General features: G+C 36.7%; 16 protein-coding genes and 4 tRNA genes. 3 read left to right on the forward strand and 17 right to left on the reverse strand.

Annotated features, from left to right (window positions below; translation table 11 throughout):
• Positions 1 to 30 precede the first annotated feature (30 nt).
• From tuf to rpsU, 8 genes are all read right to left on the reverse strand, one after another.
• Positions 31 to 1,218 (reverse strand): elongation factor Tu, encoded by a 1,188-nt coding sequence (tuf, locus tag GSB9_01173; GenBank protein ID UKM64621.1) that lies wholly within the window; start codon positions 1,216 to 1,218, stop codon positions 31 to 33.
• 75 nt (positions 1,219 to 1,293) lie between these two features.
• Positions 1,294 to 1,365, reverse strand: a tRNA-Thr gene (locus tag GSB9_01174).
• Positions 1,366 to 1,445: 80 nt separating this feature from the next.
• Positions 1,446 to 1,518: transfer RNA gene (locus tag GSB9_01175), tRNA-Gly, on the reverse strand.
• Between the two features lie 26 nt (positions 1,519 to 1,544).
• Positions 1,545 to 1,627: transfer RNA gene (locus GSB9_01176), tRNA-Tyr, on the reverse strand.
• Between the two features lie 32 nt (positions 1,628 to 1,659).
• Positions 1,660 to 1,733 (reverse strand) — tRNA-Thr (locus GSB9_01177).
• 102 nt (positions 1,734 to 1,835) lie between these two features.
• Positions 1,836 to 2,138 carry a ribosome-associated translation inhibitor RaiA gene (raiA, locus tag GSB9_01178; GenBank protein ID UKM64622.1) on the reverse strand — a complete coding sequence of 101 codons (303 nt, stop codon included), beginning with the start codon at positions 2,136 to 2,138 and terminating at the stop codon, positions 1,836 to 1,838.
• A gap of 35 nt (positions 2,139 to 2,173) precedes the next feature.
• Entirely contained in the window at positions 2,174 to 3,064 is an 891-nt protein-coding gene (locus tag GSB9_01179; GenBank protein UKM64623.1) for a tyrosine-type recombinase/integrase, read from the reverse strand.
• Positions 3,065 to 3,203: 139 nt separating this feature from the next.
• Entirely contained in the window at positions 3,204 to 3,398 is a 195-nt protein-coding gene (gene rpsU / locus GSB9_01180; GenBank protein ID UKM64624.1) for a 30S ribosomal protein S21, read from the reverse strand.
• Positions 3,399 to 3,642: 244 nt separating this feature from the next.
• Between rpsU and GSB9_01181 the strand changes: the two genes are divergently transcribed.
• A complete protein-coding gene (locus GSB9_01181) occupies positions 3,643 to 4,365 on the forward strand; it encodes a hypothetical protein (GenBank protein UKM64625.2) in 723 nt (240 codons plus the stop codon).
• A gap of 107 nt (positions 4,366 to 4,472) precedes the next feature.
• Here the strand turns inward: GSB9_01181 and GSB9_01182 are convergent, their stop codons facing one another.
• From GSB9_01182 to GSB9_01187, 6 genes are all read right to left on the reverse strand, one after another.
• The gene (locus GSB9_01182; GenBank protein ID UKM64626.1) at positions 4,473 to 5,639 is read right to left on the reverse strand and encodes an acyl-CoA dehydrogenase family protein; all 1,167 of its coding nucleotides are present in this window, start codon (positions 5,637 to 5,639) and stop codon (positions 4,473 to 4,475) included.
• Positions 5,640 to 6,515, reverse strand: a complete 876-nt coding sequence (locus GSB9_01183; GenBank protein UKM64627.1) for a helix-hairpin-helix domain-containing protein — start codon at positions 6,513 to 6,515, stop codon at positions 5,640 to 5,642. It abuts the gene before it with no gap.
• Between the two features lie 20 nt (positions 6,516 to 6,535).
• Positions 6,536 to 8,161, reverse strand: a complete 1,626-nt coding sequence (locus tag GSB9_01184) for an alanine:cation symporter family protein (GenBank protein ID UKM64628.1) — start codon at positions 8,159 to 8,161, stop codon at positions 6,536 to 6,538.
• 106 nt (positions 8,162 to 8,267) lie between these two features.
• Complete coding sequence (locus tag GSB9_01185) at positions 8,268 to 9,287, reverse strand: potassium channel protein (protein UKM64629.1); 1,020 nt, start codon at positions 9,285 to 9,287, stop codon at positions 8,268 to 8,270.
• Positions 9,288 to 9,292: 5 nt separating this feature from the next.
• Positions 9,293 to 9,520, reverse strand: coding sequence for a PspC domain-containing protein (locus GSB9_01186; GenBank protein ID UKM64630.1), 228 nt, complete (start codon positions 9,518 to 9,520; stop codon positions 9,293 to 9,295).
• Positions 9,521 to 9,622: 102 nt separating this feature from the next.
• Positions 9,623 to 10,894, reverse strand: a complete 1,272-nt coding sequence (locus GSB9_01187; protein UKM64631.1) for a DUF2851 family protein — start codon at positions 10,892 to 10,894, stop codon at positions 9,623 to 9,625.
• Between the two features lie 66 nt (positions 10,895 to 10,960).
• Here GSB9_01187 and GSB9_01188 point away from each other — a divergent pair, with 66 nt between their 5' ends.
• A complete protein-coding gene (locus GSB9_01188; GenBank protein UKM64632.1) occupies positions 10,961 to 11,356 on the forward strand; it encodes a DUF2721 domain-containing protein in 396 nt (131 codons plus the stop codon).
• A 76-nt stretch (positions 11,357 to 11,432) separates the two neighbouring features.
• Here the strand turns inward: GSB9_01188 and GSB9_01189 are convergent, their stop codons facing one another.
• Positions 11,433 to 11,924 carry a YkgJ family cysteine cluster protein gene (locus tag GSB9_01189; protein UKM64633.1) on the reverse strand — a complete coding sequence of 164 codons (492 nt, stop codon included), beginning with the start codon at positions 11,922 to 11,924 and terminating at the stop codon, positions 11,433 to 11,435.
• A gap of 114 nt (positions 11,925 to 12,038) precedes the next feature.
• Here GSB9_01189 and GSB9_01190 point away from each other — a divergent pair, with 114 nt between their 5' ends.
• Positions 12,039 to 12,758 carry a class I SAM-dependent methyltransferase gene (locus tag GSB9_01190; GenBank protein ID UKM64634.1) on the forward strand — a complete coding sequence of 240 codons (720 nt, stop codon included), beginning with the start codon at positions 12,039 to 12,041 and terminating at the stop codon, positions 12,756 to 12,758.
• A 44-nt stretch (positions 12,759 to 12,802) separates the two neighbouring features.
• Here GSB9_01190 and GSB9_01191 read toward each other — a convergent pair whose 3' ends face one another.
• Together GSB9_01191 and GSB9_01192 are read right to left on the reverse strand one after the other, a co-directional pair.
• Positions 12,803 to 13,384: a DUF1287 domain-containing protein gene (locus tag GSB9_01191; protein UKM64635.1), complete on the reverse strand. Its 582-nt coding sequence runs from the start codon at positions 13,382 to 13,384 to the stop codon at positions 12,803 to 12,805.
• A 104-nt stretch (positions 13,385 to 13,488) separates the two neighbouring features.
• A complete protein-coding gene (locus GSB9_01192) occupies positions 13,489 to 15,222 on the reverse strand; it encodes a TonB-dependent receptor (GenBank protein ID UKM64636.1) in 1,734 nt (577 codons plus the stop codon).
• Positions 15,223 to 15,241: the final 19 nt, after the last annotated feature.

Consider the following 15,241-nt stretch of genomic DNA (forward strand, 5'->3'; position numbering starts at 1 on the left):
CCTTAACTTTAATATTTATTCAATACTGTATTAGTCTAGGATTTCAGTTACCTGACCTGCACCTACAGTTCTACCACCTTCACGGATTGCGAAACGTAAACCTACGTTCATTGCGATAGTGTTGATTAATTCAACAGTGATAGTTAAGTTATCTCCAGGCATAACCATCTCAACTCCATCAGGAAGAGAAATGTTTCCTGTTACGTCAGTCGTACGAACATAGAACTGAGGACGGTAGTTGTTATGGAATGGCGTGTGACGTCCACCTTCTTCTTTTTTCAAGATATAAACCTCTGCTTTAAATTTAGCGTGAGGTGTTACAGAACCTGGTTTAGTAATAACCATACCTCTTGAAATTTGAGTTTTCTCGATACCTCTCAATAAGATACCAGCGTTATCACCAGCTTCTCCTCTGTCAAGAATTTGACGGAACATTTCAATACCAGTAATAGTAGAAGTTAACTTCTCTGCACCCATACCTACAATCTCTACAGGGTCACCTGTTTGAGCAACACCTGTTTCAATACGACCAGTTGCTACAGTACCACGACCAGTAATAGAGAATACATCTTCGATAGGCATCAAGAAAGGCTTATCCATATCACGTACTGGCTCTTCAATCCAGCTATCACAAGCTTCCATCAATTCTAAAACTGTATCTACCCATTTTTGCTCACCGTTAAGTGCACCTAAAGCAGAACCAGAAACTACAGGACCGTTATCACCATCGTACTCATAGAAGTTCAATAAATCTCTAACTTCCATGTCTACTAATTCTAATAACTCCTCATCATCAACCATATCTACTTTGTTCAAGAAAACAACAATACGAGGAATACCTACTTGACGCCCTAAAAGGATGTGCTCACGAGTTTGTGGCATAGGACCATCAGTAGCCGCTACCACTAAAATAGCACCGTCCATTTGAGCAGCACCAGTTACCATGTTCTTCACGTAATCGGCGTGACCTGGACAGTCAACGTGCGCATAGTGACGATTTTGAGTTTGGTATTCTACGTGTGAAGTATTAATTGTAATACCTCTTTCTTTTTCTTCTGGTGCGTTATCAATTTGATCGAAAGATCTTGCTTCTGAGAAACCTGCATCAGCTAATACTTTAGTAATAGCAGCAGTTAAAGTTGTTTTACCGTGATCTACGTGTCCAATTGTACCAATATTTAAGTGTGGTTTTGAACGATCGAAAGTTGCCTTTGCCATGTTTTTAAAATAATTTTAATCTTAGTTATATAATAATATTAGTGTATCCTAATTTTTTCAGTCCTTTAATTATAGAGCCAATGACGAGATTTGAACTCGTGACCTCTTCCTTACCAAGGAAACGCTCTACCCCTGAGCTACACCGGCGTTTTTTGGTTTAAGATTTCAAATTTACCTTGCATTTTCCACCTATAGCAAAAACCACAAAAAAATTTGAAACTAATTTGAGCGGGAGACCGGGTTCGAACCGGCGACATTCAGCTTGGAAGGCTGACGCTCTACCAACTGAGCTACTCCCGCAATATTTAATTTTTAAAAGTTTAATGTGGGGAGAGCAGGATTCGAACCTGCGAAGTTAAAAAACAACAGATTTACAGTCTGTCCTCGTTGGCCGCTTGAGTATCTCCCCAATTAACTTAATTCATATTTTTAAAGAACTTGAGCCGATAGAGGGACTCGAACCCACGACCTGCTGATTACAAATCAGCTGCTCTAGCCAGCTGAGCTATATCGGCATTTTTTATACTTTTTGAGCATAAAAAAAAGCCCGTTATTTCTAACGGACTGCAAATGTATAGCTTTTTTATTTTATTCAAAACATTTTTCGAGAAATTTTACTATAAATGTGCTCTTAATTTTTCTTTTCGCTTTTTTAGCTGTCTTTCTAAAGACGCTACTGCCATATCGGTACCCTCTTCAAAACTTTTACACTGCTTTTTTACTACAAAACTATCACCCGGAACACTTACTCTGGCCTCAAAGATTTTATTTTCTTTTTGGCTGGTATTTTCAACCTTTAAAAATACATCTGATTTTATTACTTTATCGTAAAACATGTCTAATTTATCCATTTTCTTTTGGATAAAGTTTATCAATTTCTGGTCTGCATTGAAATTCACTGATTGCGTGTTTACTTTCATACTAATACTCTTTTTGGTTAGACAATATATAAGGGTTATTTTTTACTTCTAGGGTGTGCTTTTACATGTACTTTTTTTAGTTCGGCTATGCTATTGTGTGTATAAACTTGAGTGGCAGCCAAACTTGCATGCCCAAGAAGTTCTTTAACAGCATTTAAATCGGCACCTTGGTTGAGTAAGTGTGTTGCAAAAGAGTGCCTTAGTATGTGTGGACTCTTTTTCACTTTTGAAGATGCCAAACTAAAATAATCATTTATTATTCTGTACACAAGTGTTTCGTATATTTTAACGCCCTTTTTCGTTAAAAATAAATTATTTTCATCTGAAATACTTGGCAAATTATTTCGGGTTTCCAAATAATTAAAAGCTGTTTTTACTACTGAATTCAATAACGGTACAATACGTTCTTTATTTCGTTTCCCTAAAACTTTTAACGTTTTGTTTTGAAGGTCTAAACTCGATAATTTGAGTTCTACCAATTCAATCCTACGGATGCCCGTTGAATAAAACAATTCAATGATAAACTTGTTACGCACGCTTTCAAAATCATCACCAAAGTTTAGGTCGTCCAACACATTTTTAACTTCAGTTTCCGAAAACGGTACCTGTACTTTTTTACTGGTTTTTAACGCCCTGTGTTTCGCCAAAGGGTTGTGGTTTATATCGCCCACTTTCAAAAGAAACTTATAGTAGGTGCTCAACGCCGATATCTTTCGGTTAACACTGCGGTTGCTCAAACCACCTTCTACCAATTTTACAATCCATGTTCTTATTTGCGGATAACTGACGTTTTGAATGGAGTTGGTTGCATATTCATTTTTTATAAATTCCGAAAACGCCTCGATATCGGCCTTGTAAGCCTTAACGGTTAAAGCCGAATAGTTTTTTTCTAACTTTAGGTAATCTGTAAATGGTTTTAAGGACATAGTAAGCGATAAAAGTTAAAGTTAAAAGTTTATAACCCAACATGCAACTTTTAATTTAAAACAACAGTGCGATGAAAAAAATAAGCACAAAAAAATCCCGCACAAGGCGGGATTGAACTGATATTTTAAAGAAGCTACACTATACTTCTTCTGCATCTCTTAATTGTTGGATGTACTGTGCTTTTTGAATTTGAGCTCTACGTACAACGGAAGGCTTGTTAAACTGCTTGCGAGACTGCAACGCACGTTTTGTTCCGGTTCTATCGAACTTTCGCTTGTAACGCTTTAACGCTCTATCTATATTTTCTCCTTCTTTTACTGGTACTATTAACATAGTGTCTTAACCTCCTCTCTTTTAGAATTTTCAGGCTGCAAATATAAAAACTAATTTGTTATCCGCAATTATTTTTTAAAAAAAATGGAGGACTTAAAAACAGAAGTTGACTTGTAGAAAATTTCAGCTAAATTTGTTTAATGTTGGATACAAACCATTAAAACTATGTATCGCATAATTTGGTAGCTATTTGAAAATGACAAATCGAAAAATCACATTTTATTCTCTTCTGCTTATCACCTACATGGTATTAGTAATTTTAATAGCTTGGTTTGGAATAATGTTTATGGGAGTTGCTGACTATGCTTTAGTTATAACTTTTGGAACAATAAATATGTGTATTGCACATTTCTATTTCAAAATTGAGTCTTTAAGAAGCGTGCTCATTGGATTTTTGATTTCTTCTCTAGGTTTGGTTGCTTCATATCTGCTATGGATGCCTATTTCCAATTTTAGTTTTGCAAATGATATTATAGTTTTAGGTTTTACTAGTAATGCTATTTTTCAAACTCTGAGTTGGTTACTTGTAGAAAAATATATGGTTAAACAGAATCTGATAAAAACGATTGGACTTTTTTTATCAATGACATTTCTAATGGTTATGTCTTTCAACTTACATGACTTTTGGAAATTCGAGAACTATTATAACTGGAACGAAAAAAAAGAAATAATAATTAGAGTAACGGATTCAATAACTGGAATGCCTTTTGCTGGAGATTCGATTGAACTTTCAATAGAAAGGCAGCCTTTGTATGGTATAATGGCTAGTTCGACAATAAAAAAAACCATTACCGATAAAAATGGAAATTCCAAATTTGAAGTATATATTGGCCACCGCCATTTAGGAGATATTTGGAGAAATAAAAAATACTCTGATTTTTTCGATTATTTTGAAATAGCCCCAGAGCAAATAGTTAAAAATGATACAATTGAAATTAAAACAACCGCAACAAATAGCTATGAGTAATCGCTTGATACCGCCATTGCCTGCTTTTTAAGTCGTAACGGATTTCTATTTGTGAGGCTTACTAACCTAGCCCCTAAACAAAATCAAAAAAAACCTTAACACAAACCTTAAGTCGCTGGCTTATACGCTTTTTTATCTATAATTATTTTGGCTAGTATTTCGCGTAGTATTTCTGAAGTTCCACCTCCTATTGGTCCCAATCGGCTATCGCGGAACAGGCGTGCCATAGGATAATCTTCCATATAGCCATAACCTCCTAGAAATTGCAGGCATTGATAAATCACCTCATCGGCCATTTTGGTCGATTTCAGTTTAGACATCGTGGCTTCTTTTACCACATATTCGCCTCTGTCTAATCTATACGCCACCGAATAATTAAAAGCTTTACACACTTCCATTTCAGTATATAAATCTGAAACGGTATGACGCAATGCTTGAAACTTATCAATAGATTTACCAAAAGCATGGCGTTCGTTCATGTACTGCAAAGCATACTCTAAAGCATACTCGGCACGAGCATGGGCGTTGATGCCCATAATTAAACGCTCTAAAGAAAAATGCTGCATAATATACGAAAAGCCTTTCCCCTCTTCGCCCATTAAGTTTTCGGCTGGTATTGTTACATCATCAAAGGCGATTTCGCCTGTATCGGAAGCGCGCCACCCCAATTTATCCAATTTCGTGGCCGAAACCCCTTTAGTATCTCTATCAATCAAAAATATACTAATGCCCTTGTTGCCCAACTCTAGGTTTGTTTTAGCAGCAACGACCAAGTAATCGCTAACCACACCATTTGTAATAAATGTTTTAGAACCATTTATTACATAGTTATTTCCCTCTTTTATAGCAGTTGTGCGCATACCAGCAACATCACTCCCGCCAAAAGGTTCAGTAATGCACAAACATCCAACTTTATCGCCGGCTATACTTGGTACCAAATAGTTTTGCTTGATGGCTTCACTGCCTTCAGCGTTTAAATGCGTCATCGCTAAATACACATGAGCCCAAATAGCAGCCGCAAAACCACCAGAATTGATTTTTTGAAGTTCCTCGAGAAGGATAACGGTATAAAACAGATCTAAGTTAAGACCGCCGTAAGCCTCAGGGTAATTGATGCCAAAAAAGCCCATATCGCCAAATTTTTTCCAAATAGAACGGTCGATATTTCCGGTTTTCTCCCACGTTTCAATGTTGGGCACCACTTCTTTGGTTAAAAAATCTTGAAGGCTTTTTCTAAAAAGACCATGCTCTTCGGTGAAGTACATACTATTCATCTATTTTTCTTTTTCGAAGTGCAAATATAATTCAATTATCTTGATTTTATCGGAAGGAAAGTTTTTTACTTTTTTTAATTCATCGAAGGATTTAAAGCCCTCACGCAGTTTCCGTTGTTCAACAATTTGAGCTGCTAAATCGTAATCGATATGCGGTACGGTAACCAATTGAGCGACCGAAGCTGTATTAAGGTCTATTTTTTCAACCGAAGCAGGTGTTTTTACCGTGAATTGTTCAGTTATTCTATCAATAACTTCAGGGCTCAGGCCGTATACATCTTGAAGCTGAACATCTGCAACAAAACCGCCCTTGTGTTTATTTCTAAATCTTACAATACGTTCTGAAAGCACTTCGCCAACACCATTTACCTTTTGAAGTTGTTGTGCCGTTGCAGTATTCAAATCCTGTTTTTGGACGTATGTTTTTGGTGTGCTTGGATAAGTTAAGGCTTTTGATTTTGGTTTCGGGTTGGTTACCCACTCCGGAAACTTAAAATAAGGCGATAGTACCGCCAATAAAGAATCTGAAACTTGAGTGACCTCCTGAAATTGTTTCACAGAGTTTACCCATTGGCCTTGTTTTCTGAACGCTAACAACCTATCAATCTCTTCATTGCTCATCCCTAAAGCTGACCCTTTAAAATCGGTTATAAAATTAGGGTTAAACGGATAAATTTTTGGTCTGTTCGCTTCTATTTTGGCTTGCTTGAGCGAATCGATTTCTTTAATATATTTCGATAGCGTCTTTTGGTTTACCGGAATAGCTTTTGAAGGAAAATCGACAAAAAAATAAACACATTGTAAAATAATGATAAGCGCTAGTAATAAAAAAATCCCATTTCGCTGTTTTTTTGTAAACGTGAAATGGGATTTCATAGAAAGTATTTAGTTAGTTACTACATGTGCTTTTTAAGGTCTTCGGCGCCTTCATCCAAAGCTTCTTCCTTAACATTTATAGCATTGATATATCGTTTCAACTCTTTTGTAATAACGGGAGAAAGCATAACCACCCCTATAATATTGGGAACTACCATGGCAAAAATCATGGCATCTGAAAAATCAATTACCGCGCCTAAACTAATTGAAGCTCCAATTACTATAAATAGCGAAAACAATATTTTGTAGATTAAATCTGAAACTTTTCCTCTTCCAAATAAATATACCCAACCTTGAATACCGTAATAAGACCAAGAAATCATGGTTGAAAAAGCAAACAGTATAACCGCAATAGTCAATACGATTGAGAAATGTGGAATAACAGTATCAAAAGCAGTAACGGTAATCTCTACACCTTCTTTAATTGGCACGCCATATTCCATAAACTGACCATCAAAATTAGTAATTACAATTACCAAAGCGGTCATAGTACAAATAAGAATAGTGTCAACAAAAGGGCCTATTAATGCCACAATACCCTCACTGGCAGGATATCTTGTTCTTACAGCCGAGTGGGCAATGGCAGCACTACCAACTCCAGCCTCGTTAGAAAAAGCACCTCTTCTAATACCTTGTATCATAACACCTACTAATCCTCCAGCAATACCAAGTCCTGAAAATGCCCCTTCATAAATAAGTGCGAAAGCATCATCGATAAGCGAGAAATTAGCGCCTAATATTATAATACCAGCTAATACATAGATTACAGCCATAAACGGAACGATTTTTTCCGTAACCTTTGCTATACGTTTAATGCCGCCAATAATTACAACAGCAACCAAAGCAGCTAAAGCAATCCCAAAGTAAAGCCCTGAGTTTCCGTTGGTGTCCAATTCAAATAACTTAACAAATTGGGCAGCCGCTTGATTGGCCTGAAACATATTTCCGCCACCAAACGATCCTCCAACAACAAAAATTGAAAACAAGATAGCAAGCACTTTTCCAAGACCTCCCATCTTTTTCTCTTTCAACCCTTTTGTTAAGTAATACATAGGGCCTCCATAAATGGTTCCATCTTCGCCAACATCTCTATATTTAACTCCAAGAGTACACTCGGCAAATTTTGATGCCATCCCCAGAAAACCTGCAACTATCATCCAAAATGTTGCTCCTGGTCCTCCGATAGACAATGCCACAGCAACTCCTGCAATATTACCAAGACCAACCGTTGCAGACAACGCCGCAGTTAATGCCTGAAAGTGAGACACCTCGCCATGAACACCTTCGTTCCTTACCGTTTCAATAAGGTCTTCGCCTTCGTTTGGTGTTGAATCGCCATACAAGGTATCGGCTCCATGCTCTTCAATATCCTCATATTTGCCCCGAGCTACTCGGATACCTGTTGTAAAGTGTCTTAAGTTAACAAACCTGAAATATATTGTAAAATAAGTAGCACCACCAATCAACACTATTAAAACCCAAGGGATTTTATAGGTCTCGGAAAAAGGAATTTCGTAAAAAATGGCGTCGACAAACCAACCTGTATAATCCTTAAAAATCTCGTCGATTTTTTCAGAAGTTGTTTGTTGTGCGTAGGTTAAAATTGGAAGTATTAAAGTAAAAATTGATAGAAGATATTTCTTCATAAAATGTTTTTTAATTAATTTTTATTTAAAAGATTTACGTTAAAAATCAGCAATATGCTAAAAAAAAATGGTTTTATAAAACTACTGCTGTTAAAATCGGCATTTATCAATCAATGTTGTATTCGGAGTTTAGTGCCAATATTTGCTCTGGCCTACCTAAAACAATTATTTTAGAATTGGGTACCAAGCGTAATTCTGCTTCTGGGTTGACAATATACTCTCCATTTTCATTTTTAAAGCCTATCACGGTACAACCTGTTTTTTTTCGCAAGTCTAAATCCTTAATGGTTTTTAGTTCGTTGGTATTATAAAGTTTTTCAACGGCGACTTCTTCAATGTTTATATTCGATTTGCCTACAATAGATAGATTATCAACAAACTCCATCAAACCAGGAACAACAACCAGTGAGGCCATGTGGTCGCCTCCTATTTTATCGGGCAAAATAACGTTGTTGGCTCCTGCAAATTTTAATTTTTCGTAGGACGACTCGTTTGATGCACGACTTATAATGTTTATTGACTTGTTAAGTTGCCTGGCAGAAAGCACAACGAACAAATTATCGGCATCATTAGGGAGTGCTGAAATAAAGCACGAAGCACGATTAACACCAGCCATGGTTAACACCTCATCTTCATTGGCGTTTCCAATAACATATGGCACTCCATCAAGCTGTAGGCGCTCTTCCATCTCTTTATTTTTTTCGATAACAACAAACTGTTTATTGTAAGCCCTTAGCTTGCTGGCCGCCTGTTTGCCATTTCTTCCATATCCGCAAATAACAATATGGTCGGTAAAACTATCAATACGTCTTTGCATTTTTTTGTGCTTTAATTCTTCAATATCGTTTTTACTTAAAATATATTCGGTAATAATAGACAGTGCGTAACCCACGATAACCACACTAGCCAGAATTAAAAAAATAGTGAAAACTTTCGAGGTATCGTCAAGCGGAACCACTTCACCAAATCCAACTGTGGTCATGGTAATAACCGTCATGTAAAGCGCATCTACCCAAGAATAACCTGAAATTATTTTATAGCCGGCAACGCCTATCAACAAAATAATCCCCAGAAGAAATACAGCGGTGTAGATTTTGGTTCTAAAGAATCTAATAAGTGGGTTCATACAGATTACAGATCAAATACAGATGAGCGTTTTGTGTAAACCAAATCTTTTATGCGCATCCAAAAGGCCAAAAACAAATACAAGGCAAAACCAAAACCCAACGTTACGAAGGTTAAATACATAAAGGATGTTCGTACCACCTTAGCCCGAATACCAAGCCTATCTGCAATACGTTGGCATACGTAGTAACCGTGTTTTTGAAAAAACAATAAAGGTTTATATATGGTTTTCATTGGTTAACGTAATTCGACAATAACTATCTTCATTTAAACAAACCAAAATATTATGTCTCTTTATGTATCGCAATTTAAGATTTAGTTTCTTCGTTTGAAAGTTTATTTGTTTAAAAGTTGATTGCCAATAGCACACCGTAAGCATTTATTTTTGTCGCAATAGTTTGTTTTAAGTTGAATAAGTGCCTGGGAATCGAAAGCCGAGTCGCTAACCGGTTTCAGGCCATTAAAAGCATTGACAATACTGTTTTTCTCTGATTCTATAGCCATCGCAATTTTTATTATGCTCTCATCAACAGATTTGTCTATGTGTTTGGCGTAGCAAAATTTAAGTGGCAAAATGGTGTTGACAATTAACAAATCGACAAATGCTTTTGTCATTTTTTTTTCTGAAGCTTTTGATTGTTTTTCAAAAGTATAATGTATTTTCCAAAACACCGAAGTGGATAATTTAAAGAGTGTATAAAAATCTTCCAAGGTTTTAGCCTCTACAACTTTCGAAAAAAGGTTGTGATGCGTATGGTACAAACTTGCCAACTGCGATAACCTAATGGTTGGAAAGTTAGGTGGTCGCAGCCTAAAAAACTGTACTTGAGCCACCTGGCTGTTTTTAAGTTTAAACTTCTGCTTTAAAAACCGGTACTCGTCCACCAAACTATTGTAATATACACCTTCGTGCTCTGTATCAAGCAAACCAGATTGCCCAAAAAATAACGCTTCCAAGGTTTTGATGTTAGATTGTGTTTTTCTAATAATTGAAAAATCAATGGACTGTGCCATACTCAAAAACGCTTCGCCATTAACTTTCAATCCAAAATTTTTAGCCAACATTACAAAAAGTACAGCTTCCCAATTATTCTTTGAAGTTTTTAGAAAGTCATTTATTTGATTTGATTTCCGTTCTAATCGTTCGAAAAACAAGCGTTCTTTCCAGTGATCCAACACAAAATCATCAACCGAAGCAAAATCGTTCTCACAATTAATCCACCTATCTTGCTTTGAAAACAACCTTTCGTAGTTTTTCAACACTTCCATGTCGACAAAATCTTTTAACTGCAATGTGGATATTGGTGAATTATCTTTTCTGAACACCTCGGTATCGTGCTCCCAAACAACATGTAAAATCACATTGTCGTAAGCGGGGTCTTGCTCGTGGTTGTGCAAAAACCAATCGGACGATTTTACATGAATTTCTACATTACCCGCCCAAAGCTGATCGTTAATTTTTAACTGTGCATTGAAAAAATCGGGGCCCGAATTAAAATTATGTTGTCCATTGGAAACCAAAGCAATGTGTTCTCCCGCGGTTGTGCTAATATTGCTTATTTGAAATTTTCTGTGCTTCCAGATATAATGTAAAAAATCTTCTTGCATATTACTAAAATAGAAAATATTGCGTGTTTTCGCTTTTACTTCAATAAATTTGAACAAACTTTTAGCATGGAACAGCTTACCTTAACTACACCAGCACTTTTATTCTCGGCTATTTCGTTAATTATGCTGGCCTATACCAACCGATTTATTGCATATGCTGCAGTAATTCGGGATTTGCACGCCAAATATTTAAAGAAAAAAGACGAACGCTACATTAAACAAATTAGAAATTTAAAAAAACGTTTGTACTTAACGCGCAGTATGCAAATCGCAGGCATTAGCAGTTTGCTGTTGTGCGTACTTACTATGTTTTTAATTTATATTCAGCAACACGTGGTAGCCATTTGGGTGTTTGGTATAGCCTTAATCCTGCTTATCTTTTCACTGGCCTTACTCATAAGGGAAATCCAAATATCGGTAAAGGCTTTAGAGCATCATATTAGCGATATTGAAAACGGCTAGACTTTTTCCCCCTCGACAGATTTGGGTTTGCGATAATTTGAAGGTTCTACACAAGCAGATGTTTACCCAGAAATTATTATTTTATTCTTTCCTTCATAGTCTCAACAATGTTAAAGGCCGCTGGGCAAATAGCCACATTTTTTAAGGTTAGATTAGAAATTTGTTGAAATTTTTTCCGGTCAGTATGTGGAAATTCGCGACATGCTTTTGGGCGTACATCATAGATAGAACAATAATTATCAGCCCCCAAAAACGTACAAGGCACACTTTGCAGCACATAATCGTTTTCCTCATCAATACGCAAATACTGCTCGATAAATTGTTGGGGTTTCATTCTAAAAAATTTGGCTATGCGGGCAATATCCTTATCGGTAAATAACGGCCCCGTGGTTTTGCAGCAGTTCGCACACTCTAAACAGTCGGTGCGTTCAAATTCATTGTCGTGCAAGTCTTTCATAATGTAGTCCAAATCTTTGGGAGGCTTCTTTTTTAACTTCGCGAAGAATTTTTTGTTTTCGTTATGCTTATCTTTGGCGAGCTTTGGAAGGTTATTTATAAAATCTTGCATGGCGTAAAAATAATACTTTCAGTTATTACGAAGGAAATATGACAGAAGTATCTTTTAAATTAAACTACAAATAAACAGATTGCCACAACTTTTTAAGTCTGGCAATGAAAATTTATGAAAGACCTTTTTGGAAAAGCCCTGCTCGAGTACCACAACGGACATTACACCGAGGACATTATCACCTCAACCAGCATTTCTGATGACGATGTACTGCCACTAACCTATCTATTCCGTAGTTTTTCAGAAATGCCTAAAATTGAGCAAAAAGCTCTGAAACTATGTAAAGGTTTGGTTTTGGATGTGGGCTGTGGTGCCGGAAGCCACAGTTTGTTTTTACAGAAAAAAGGACTTAATGTAAAAGCCATCGATATTTCGGAAGGCGCTATTGAAGTAGCCAAAAACCGTGGTGTTTTAAATATTGAAAACATTTCTGTATTAGATGAAACCGAAACTTTTGACACCATTTTACTCTTGATGAACGGCACAGGTATTTTTCAGGAACTCACGCAAGTTTCCAAATACTTGATGCATTTGAAAAGTTTGCTGAAAAGTGGCGGACAAATTTTAATCGATTCGTCCGACATAAAATACATGTACGAAGACGACGATGGCGGCTATTGGATGGATATGAATGCCAACTACTATGGCGAACTCGATTATTTTTTAAGCTACAAGGGCGAAAAGGAAACTCCAATGAAATGGCTGTACCTTGATTTTGAAACCTTAAAAACAGCTTGCGAAACCGTTGGACTGAAATGTGAATTGGTTACTGAAGGCGAACATTTTGATTATTTGGCGCGATTAACCAGCATAGTTAGGAATCTCATTAACTAGAACGTTTACAAAAAATGGATTCCCGCCTGCGCGAGAATGACAAACTACTTTAAAAATCGATAATGCCCAATAATTTTAAAATCAAACAAACAATCTTCCAAAACTTGACCATTACCAATATTGTGAACAATTAAATAGCGTTTTCCATCACTTGATTTTTTGTTTACAACGATTCCTATATGCGTAATAGCTCCCCCAAGATTCCAAGCAACTACATCGCCTGGTTTATAATCTTTAGCTTTATTCGTTATTTGCAGTTCAGCCTGTTGACGCTTAAAATAAGTCATTAAATTGGGGACGCGCCGGTGGTCAATATTCTTATCCGTCTTTTTTAGTCCCCATATTTTTGGATAGACCTTAAAATTGGATTTCATATCCTCATGAACTTCTTGCTGCAAATCAATTCCAAGTTTTCGGTAAGCCCTAATGATAACATCGGTACAAACCCCTTTATCGCTGGGTACATCTCCATTTGGATAGTCAATTTTAAAATAACTAGGATCGTATGTTACCTTTTGGCTTGTAAGTTGCAAGGCTGCATCAGATAACGTTAATTGATTGGTAGCTGTTTGAGCGCAAACAACATTGAAACAAATCATGAAGCTGACTAAAAATAGCTTTTTCATAAAACCTACTTTAAATTAAACTTTCCAAGTGAGTGTGAGTTATTAGCTGAGACCCAAAACAATACTTCGACTAAGCGCAGTAAGATGTTTTAGGGCGCCTCGCATCAGAAATCAAACTTATAAGTAGCCCCCGCTAAAAACTGAATGCTCTGTACCGGGAAATTTTGCCACTTTTGGTAAGCCTTATCGGCAATATTATTTACTTTACCATAAACAGAAAACTGATCGTTAATATGATAGCCCACATGGGCATTGGCATCAAAATAACTGTCTAAAACGGTAGGCTCGAAAGTGTTTGGCGTTAAGGTTCCTTCTAATTCTAAAATATCCTTACGCTCGCCAATATAAAATATATTGGCTCCGGCGAACCAGTTTTCGTCAATTTGGTAATCGACAAACAACGACCCTTTAAAATCGGGCAGATTCCACGCCTCAGCTTCATCATCGGTATCATAGGCAAAATATTCAGCTTTCAATCCTAATTTAAAATTTCTGTTTACATCAGCATTAATCTCACCCGAAACACCAAAAGTATCGACATTATCATACACGATTCCGAAAGCGTTTCCATAGTCATAGTCGTTTTCAGGAAATACATCTTTTATCACATTAGTTTTATACAGGGCTTTGTTTCTATCGGAAATATATTTTCCGCTTACGTTGTAGCTCATGTTGCTGGACAGTTTTCCTTTTAACCCAACATAAGCATTGTATAACTGGTCGGTGGGCATAATAAACAATGTAGGCGATACAAATGGGTTTTCGTTGGCAAAATCGCGATACGAATTCTGGATTAAATCCCCCTGAATACCCCCATAGGCAATCAACACATCGTTTACCAAACGGTACGACGCCGTTATATTGGGATACACATAAAACTTACTTTCGCCAGAAGGACGGTCGTTTAAATATGCCAAAGAAACTCCCAAGTTAAGTGTTAAATCATCTTGCTTCAATTGGTAGGTTGGCGATAGGTTTACGGTAAAATTACCATATTCTAAAGGGGTATCAATTGTATAACTTCTATCGAATTCACCACCCAAATAGTCAATCTTTATTTCGGTTGAAATTTCTTCATAATTAATGGGTACATCCACTTTTCCTTTAAGGACTAATCGGTTTTCGCCCGACCCTTGGTTGTCTCCAAATCGCCTAAACAAGAAACTTCCTGAATTAATGTAGGTGTCTTCAAACGAAATATCGCCTCCAAAATGTGCATCAAAAAACGAGTGCCCCGTATCTATATTATTAGCTTGGGCCTGAGTGATTTGAGATTGCGGAACACCATACCAATTGTACATTTGGTGTTGAAAGCCTACTTCTGCATTCCACGATAAATACCGTAATCTACTAGAATAATTGACGTTGAGTTTTGAATCTGAAAAATTATTATCAAATTGAACGCCTTCAATATCACCCCCCGACGAATGGTGACTTACGTAACCGCCAACACTTTCATTCCGGCTTATGGCTTGGTTTAAATACACTTCGCCCAAAATGGTGGTGTAACTGCCCAAGCCTAAACTAGCATAATTATCGTACAGTTTGATGGGTTTTGCCTTCTCAACAACAGCAGCCTTACCTTTCGCCGGTGTAAAAGTTGAGGCTACCGGAAATGAAAAAATATTATATTTCACTTCTTTTTTTGTTTCGGTGGTTTCGTCATCCAACGATGGCGTTTCCTTTACTTTAAATGCATCAGAAATAGTTGGCGTGTAAGGTTTAACCACATCAATCACTCCTGTATCTAAAGTGTCATTGGCTTTTCTTTGAGAAAAAGCGAAAACAGCATTCAATAAAAAAATGGTGACAATCGTATATTTGATTTGCTTTTGCATATGTTTCAATTTATGATTT

This window comes from Flavobacteriaceae bacterium GSB9, from assembly GCA_022749295.1.
In the GTDB taxonomy this organism is placed as follows: Bacteria; Bacteroidota; Bacteroidia; order Flavobacteriales; family Flavobacteriaceae; genus Flavisericum.

Excerpts from the sequence above, each read along its gene's own strand:
- tuf (UKM64621.1), bottom strand. The coding sequence starts at position 1,218 with ATGGCAAAGGCAACTTTCGATCGTTCAAAACCACACTTAAATATTGGT.
- raiA (UKM64622.1), bottom strand. The coding sequence starts at position 2,138 with ATGAAAGTAAACACGCAATCAGTGAATTTCAATGCAGACCAGAAATTG.
- GSB9_01179 (UKM64623.1), bottom strand. The coding sequence starts at position 3,064 with ATGTCCTTAAAACCATTTACAGATTACCTAAAGTTAGAAAAAAACTAT.
- rpsU (UKM64624.1), bottom strand. The coding sequence starts at position 3,398 with ATGTTAATAGTACCAGTAAAAGAAGGAGAAAATATAGATAGAGCGTTA.
- GSB9_01181 (UKM64625.2), top strand. The coding sequence starts at position 3,643 with ATGGTATTAGTAATTTTAATAGCTTGGTTTGGAATAATGTTTATGGGA.
- GSB9_01182 (UKM64626.1), bottom strand. The coding sequence starts at position 5,639 with ATGAATAGTATGTACTTCACCGAAGAGCATGGTCTTTTTAGAAAAAGC.
- GSB9_01183 (UKM64627.1), bottom strand. The coding sequence starts at position 6,515 with ATGAAATCCCATTTCACGTTTACAAAAAAACAGCGAAATGGGATTTTT.
- GSB9_01184 (UKM64628.1), bottom strand. The coding sequence starts at position 8,161 with ATGAAGAAATATCTTCTATCAATTTTTACTTTAATACTTCCAATTTTA.
- GSB9_01185 (UKM64629.1), bottom strand. The coding sequence starts at position 9,287 with ATGAACCCACTTATTAGATTCTTTAGAACCAAAATCTACACCGCTGTA.
- GSB9_01186 (UKM64630.1), bottom strand. The coding sequence starts at position 9,520 with ATGAAAACCATATATAAACCTTTATTGTTTTTTCAAAAACACGGTTAC.
- GSB9_01187 (UKM64631.1), bottom strand. The coding sequence starts at position 10,894 with ATGCAAGAAGATTTTTTACATTATATCTGGAAGCACAGAAAATTTCAA.
- GSB9_01188 (UKM64632.1), top strand. The coding sequence starts at position 10,961 with ATGGAACAGCTTACCTTAACTACACCAGCACTTTTATTCTCGGCTATT.
- GSB9_01189 (UKM64633.1), bottom strand. The coding sequence starts at position 11,924 with ATGCAAGATTTTATAAATAACCTTCCAAAGCTCGCCAAAGATAAGCAT.
- GSB9_01190 (UKM64634.1), top strand. The coding sequence starts at position 12,039 with ATGAAAGACCTTTTTGGAAAAGCCCTGCTCGAGTACCACAACGGACAT.
- GSB9_01191 (UKM64635.1), bottom strand. The coding sequence starts at position 13,384 with ATGAAAAAGCTATTTTTAGTCAGCTTCATGATTTGTTTCAATGTTGTT.
- GSB9_01192 (UKM64636.1), bottom strand. The coding sequence starts at position 15,222 with ATGCAAAAGCAAATCAAATATACGATTGTCACCATTTTTTTATTGAAT.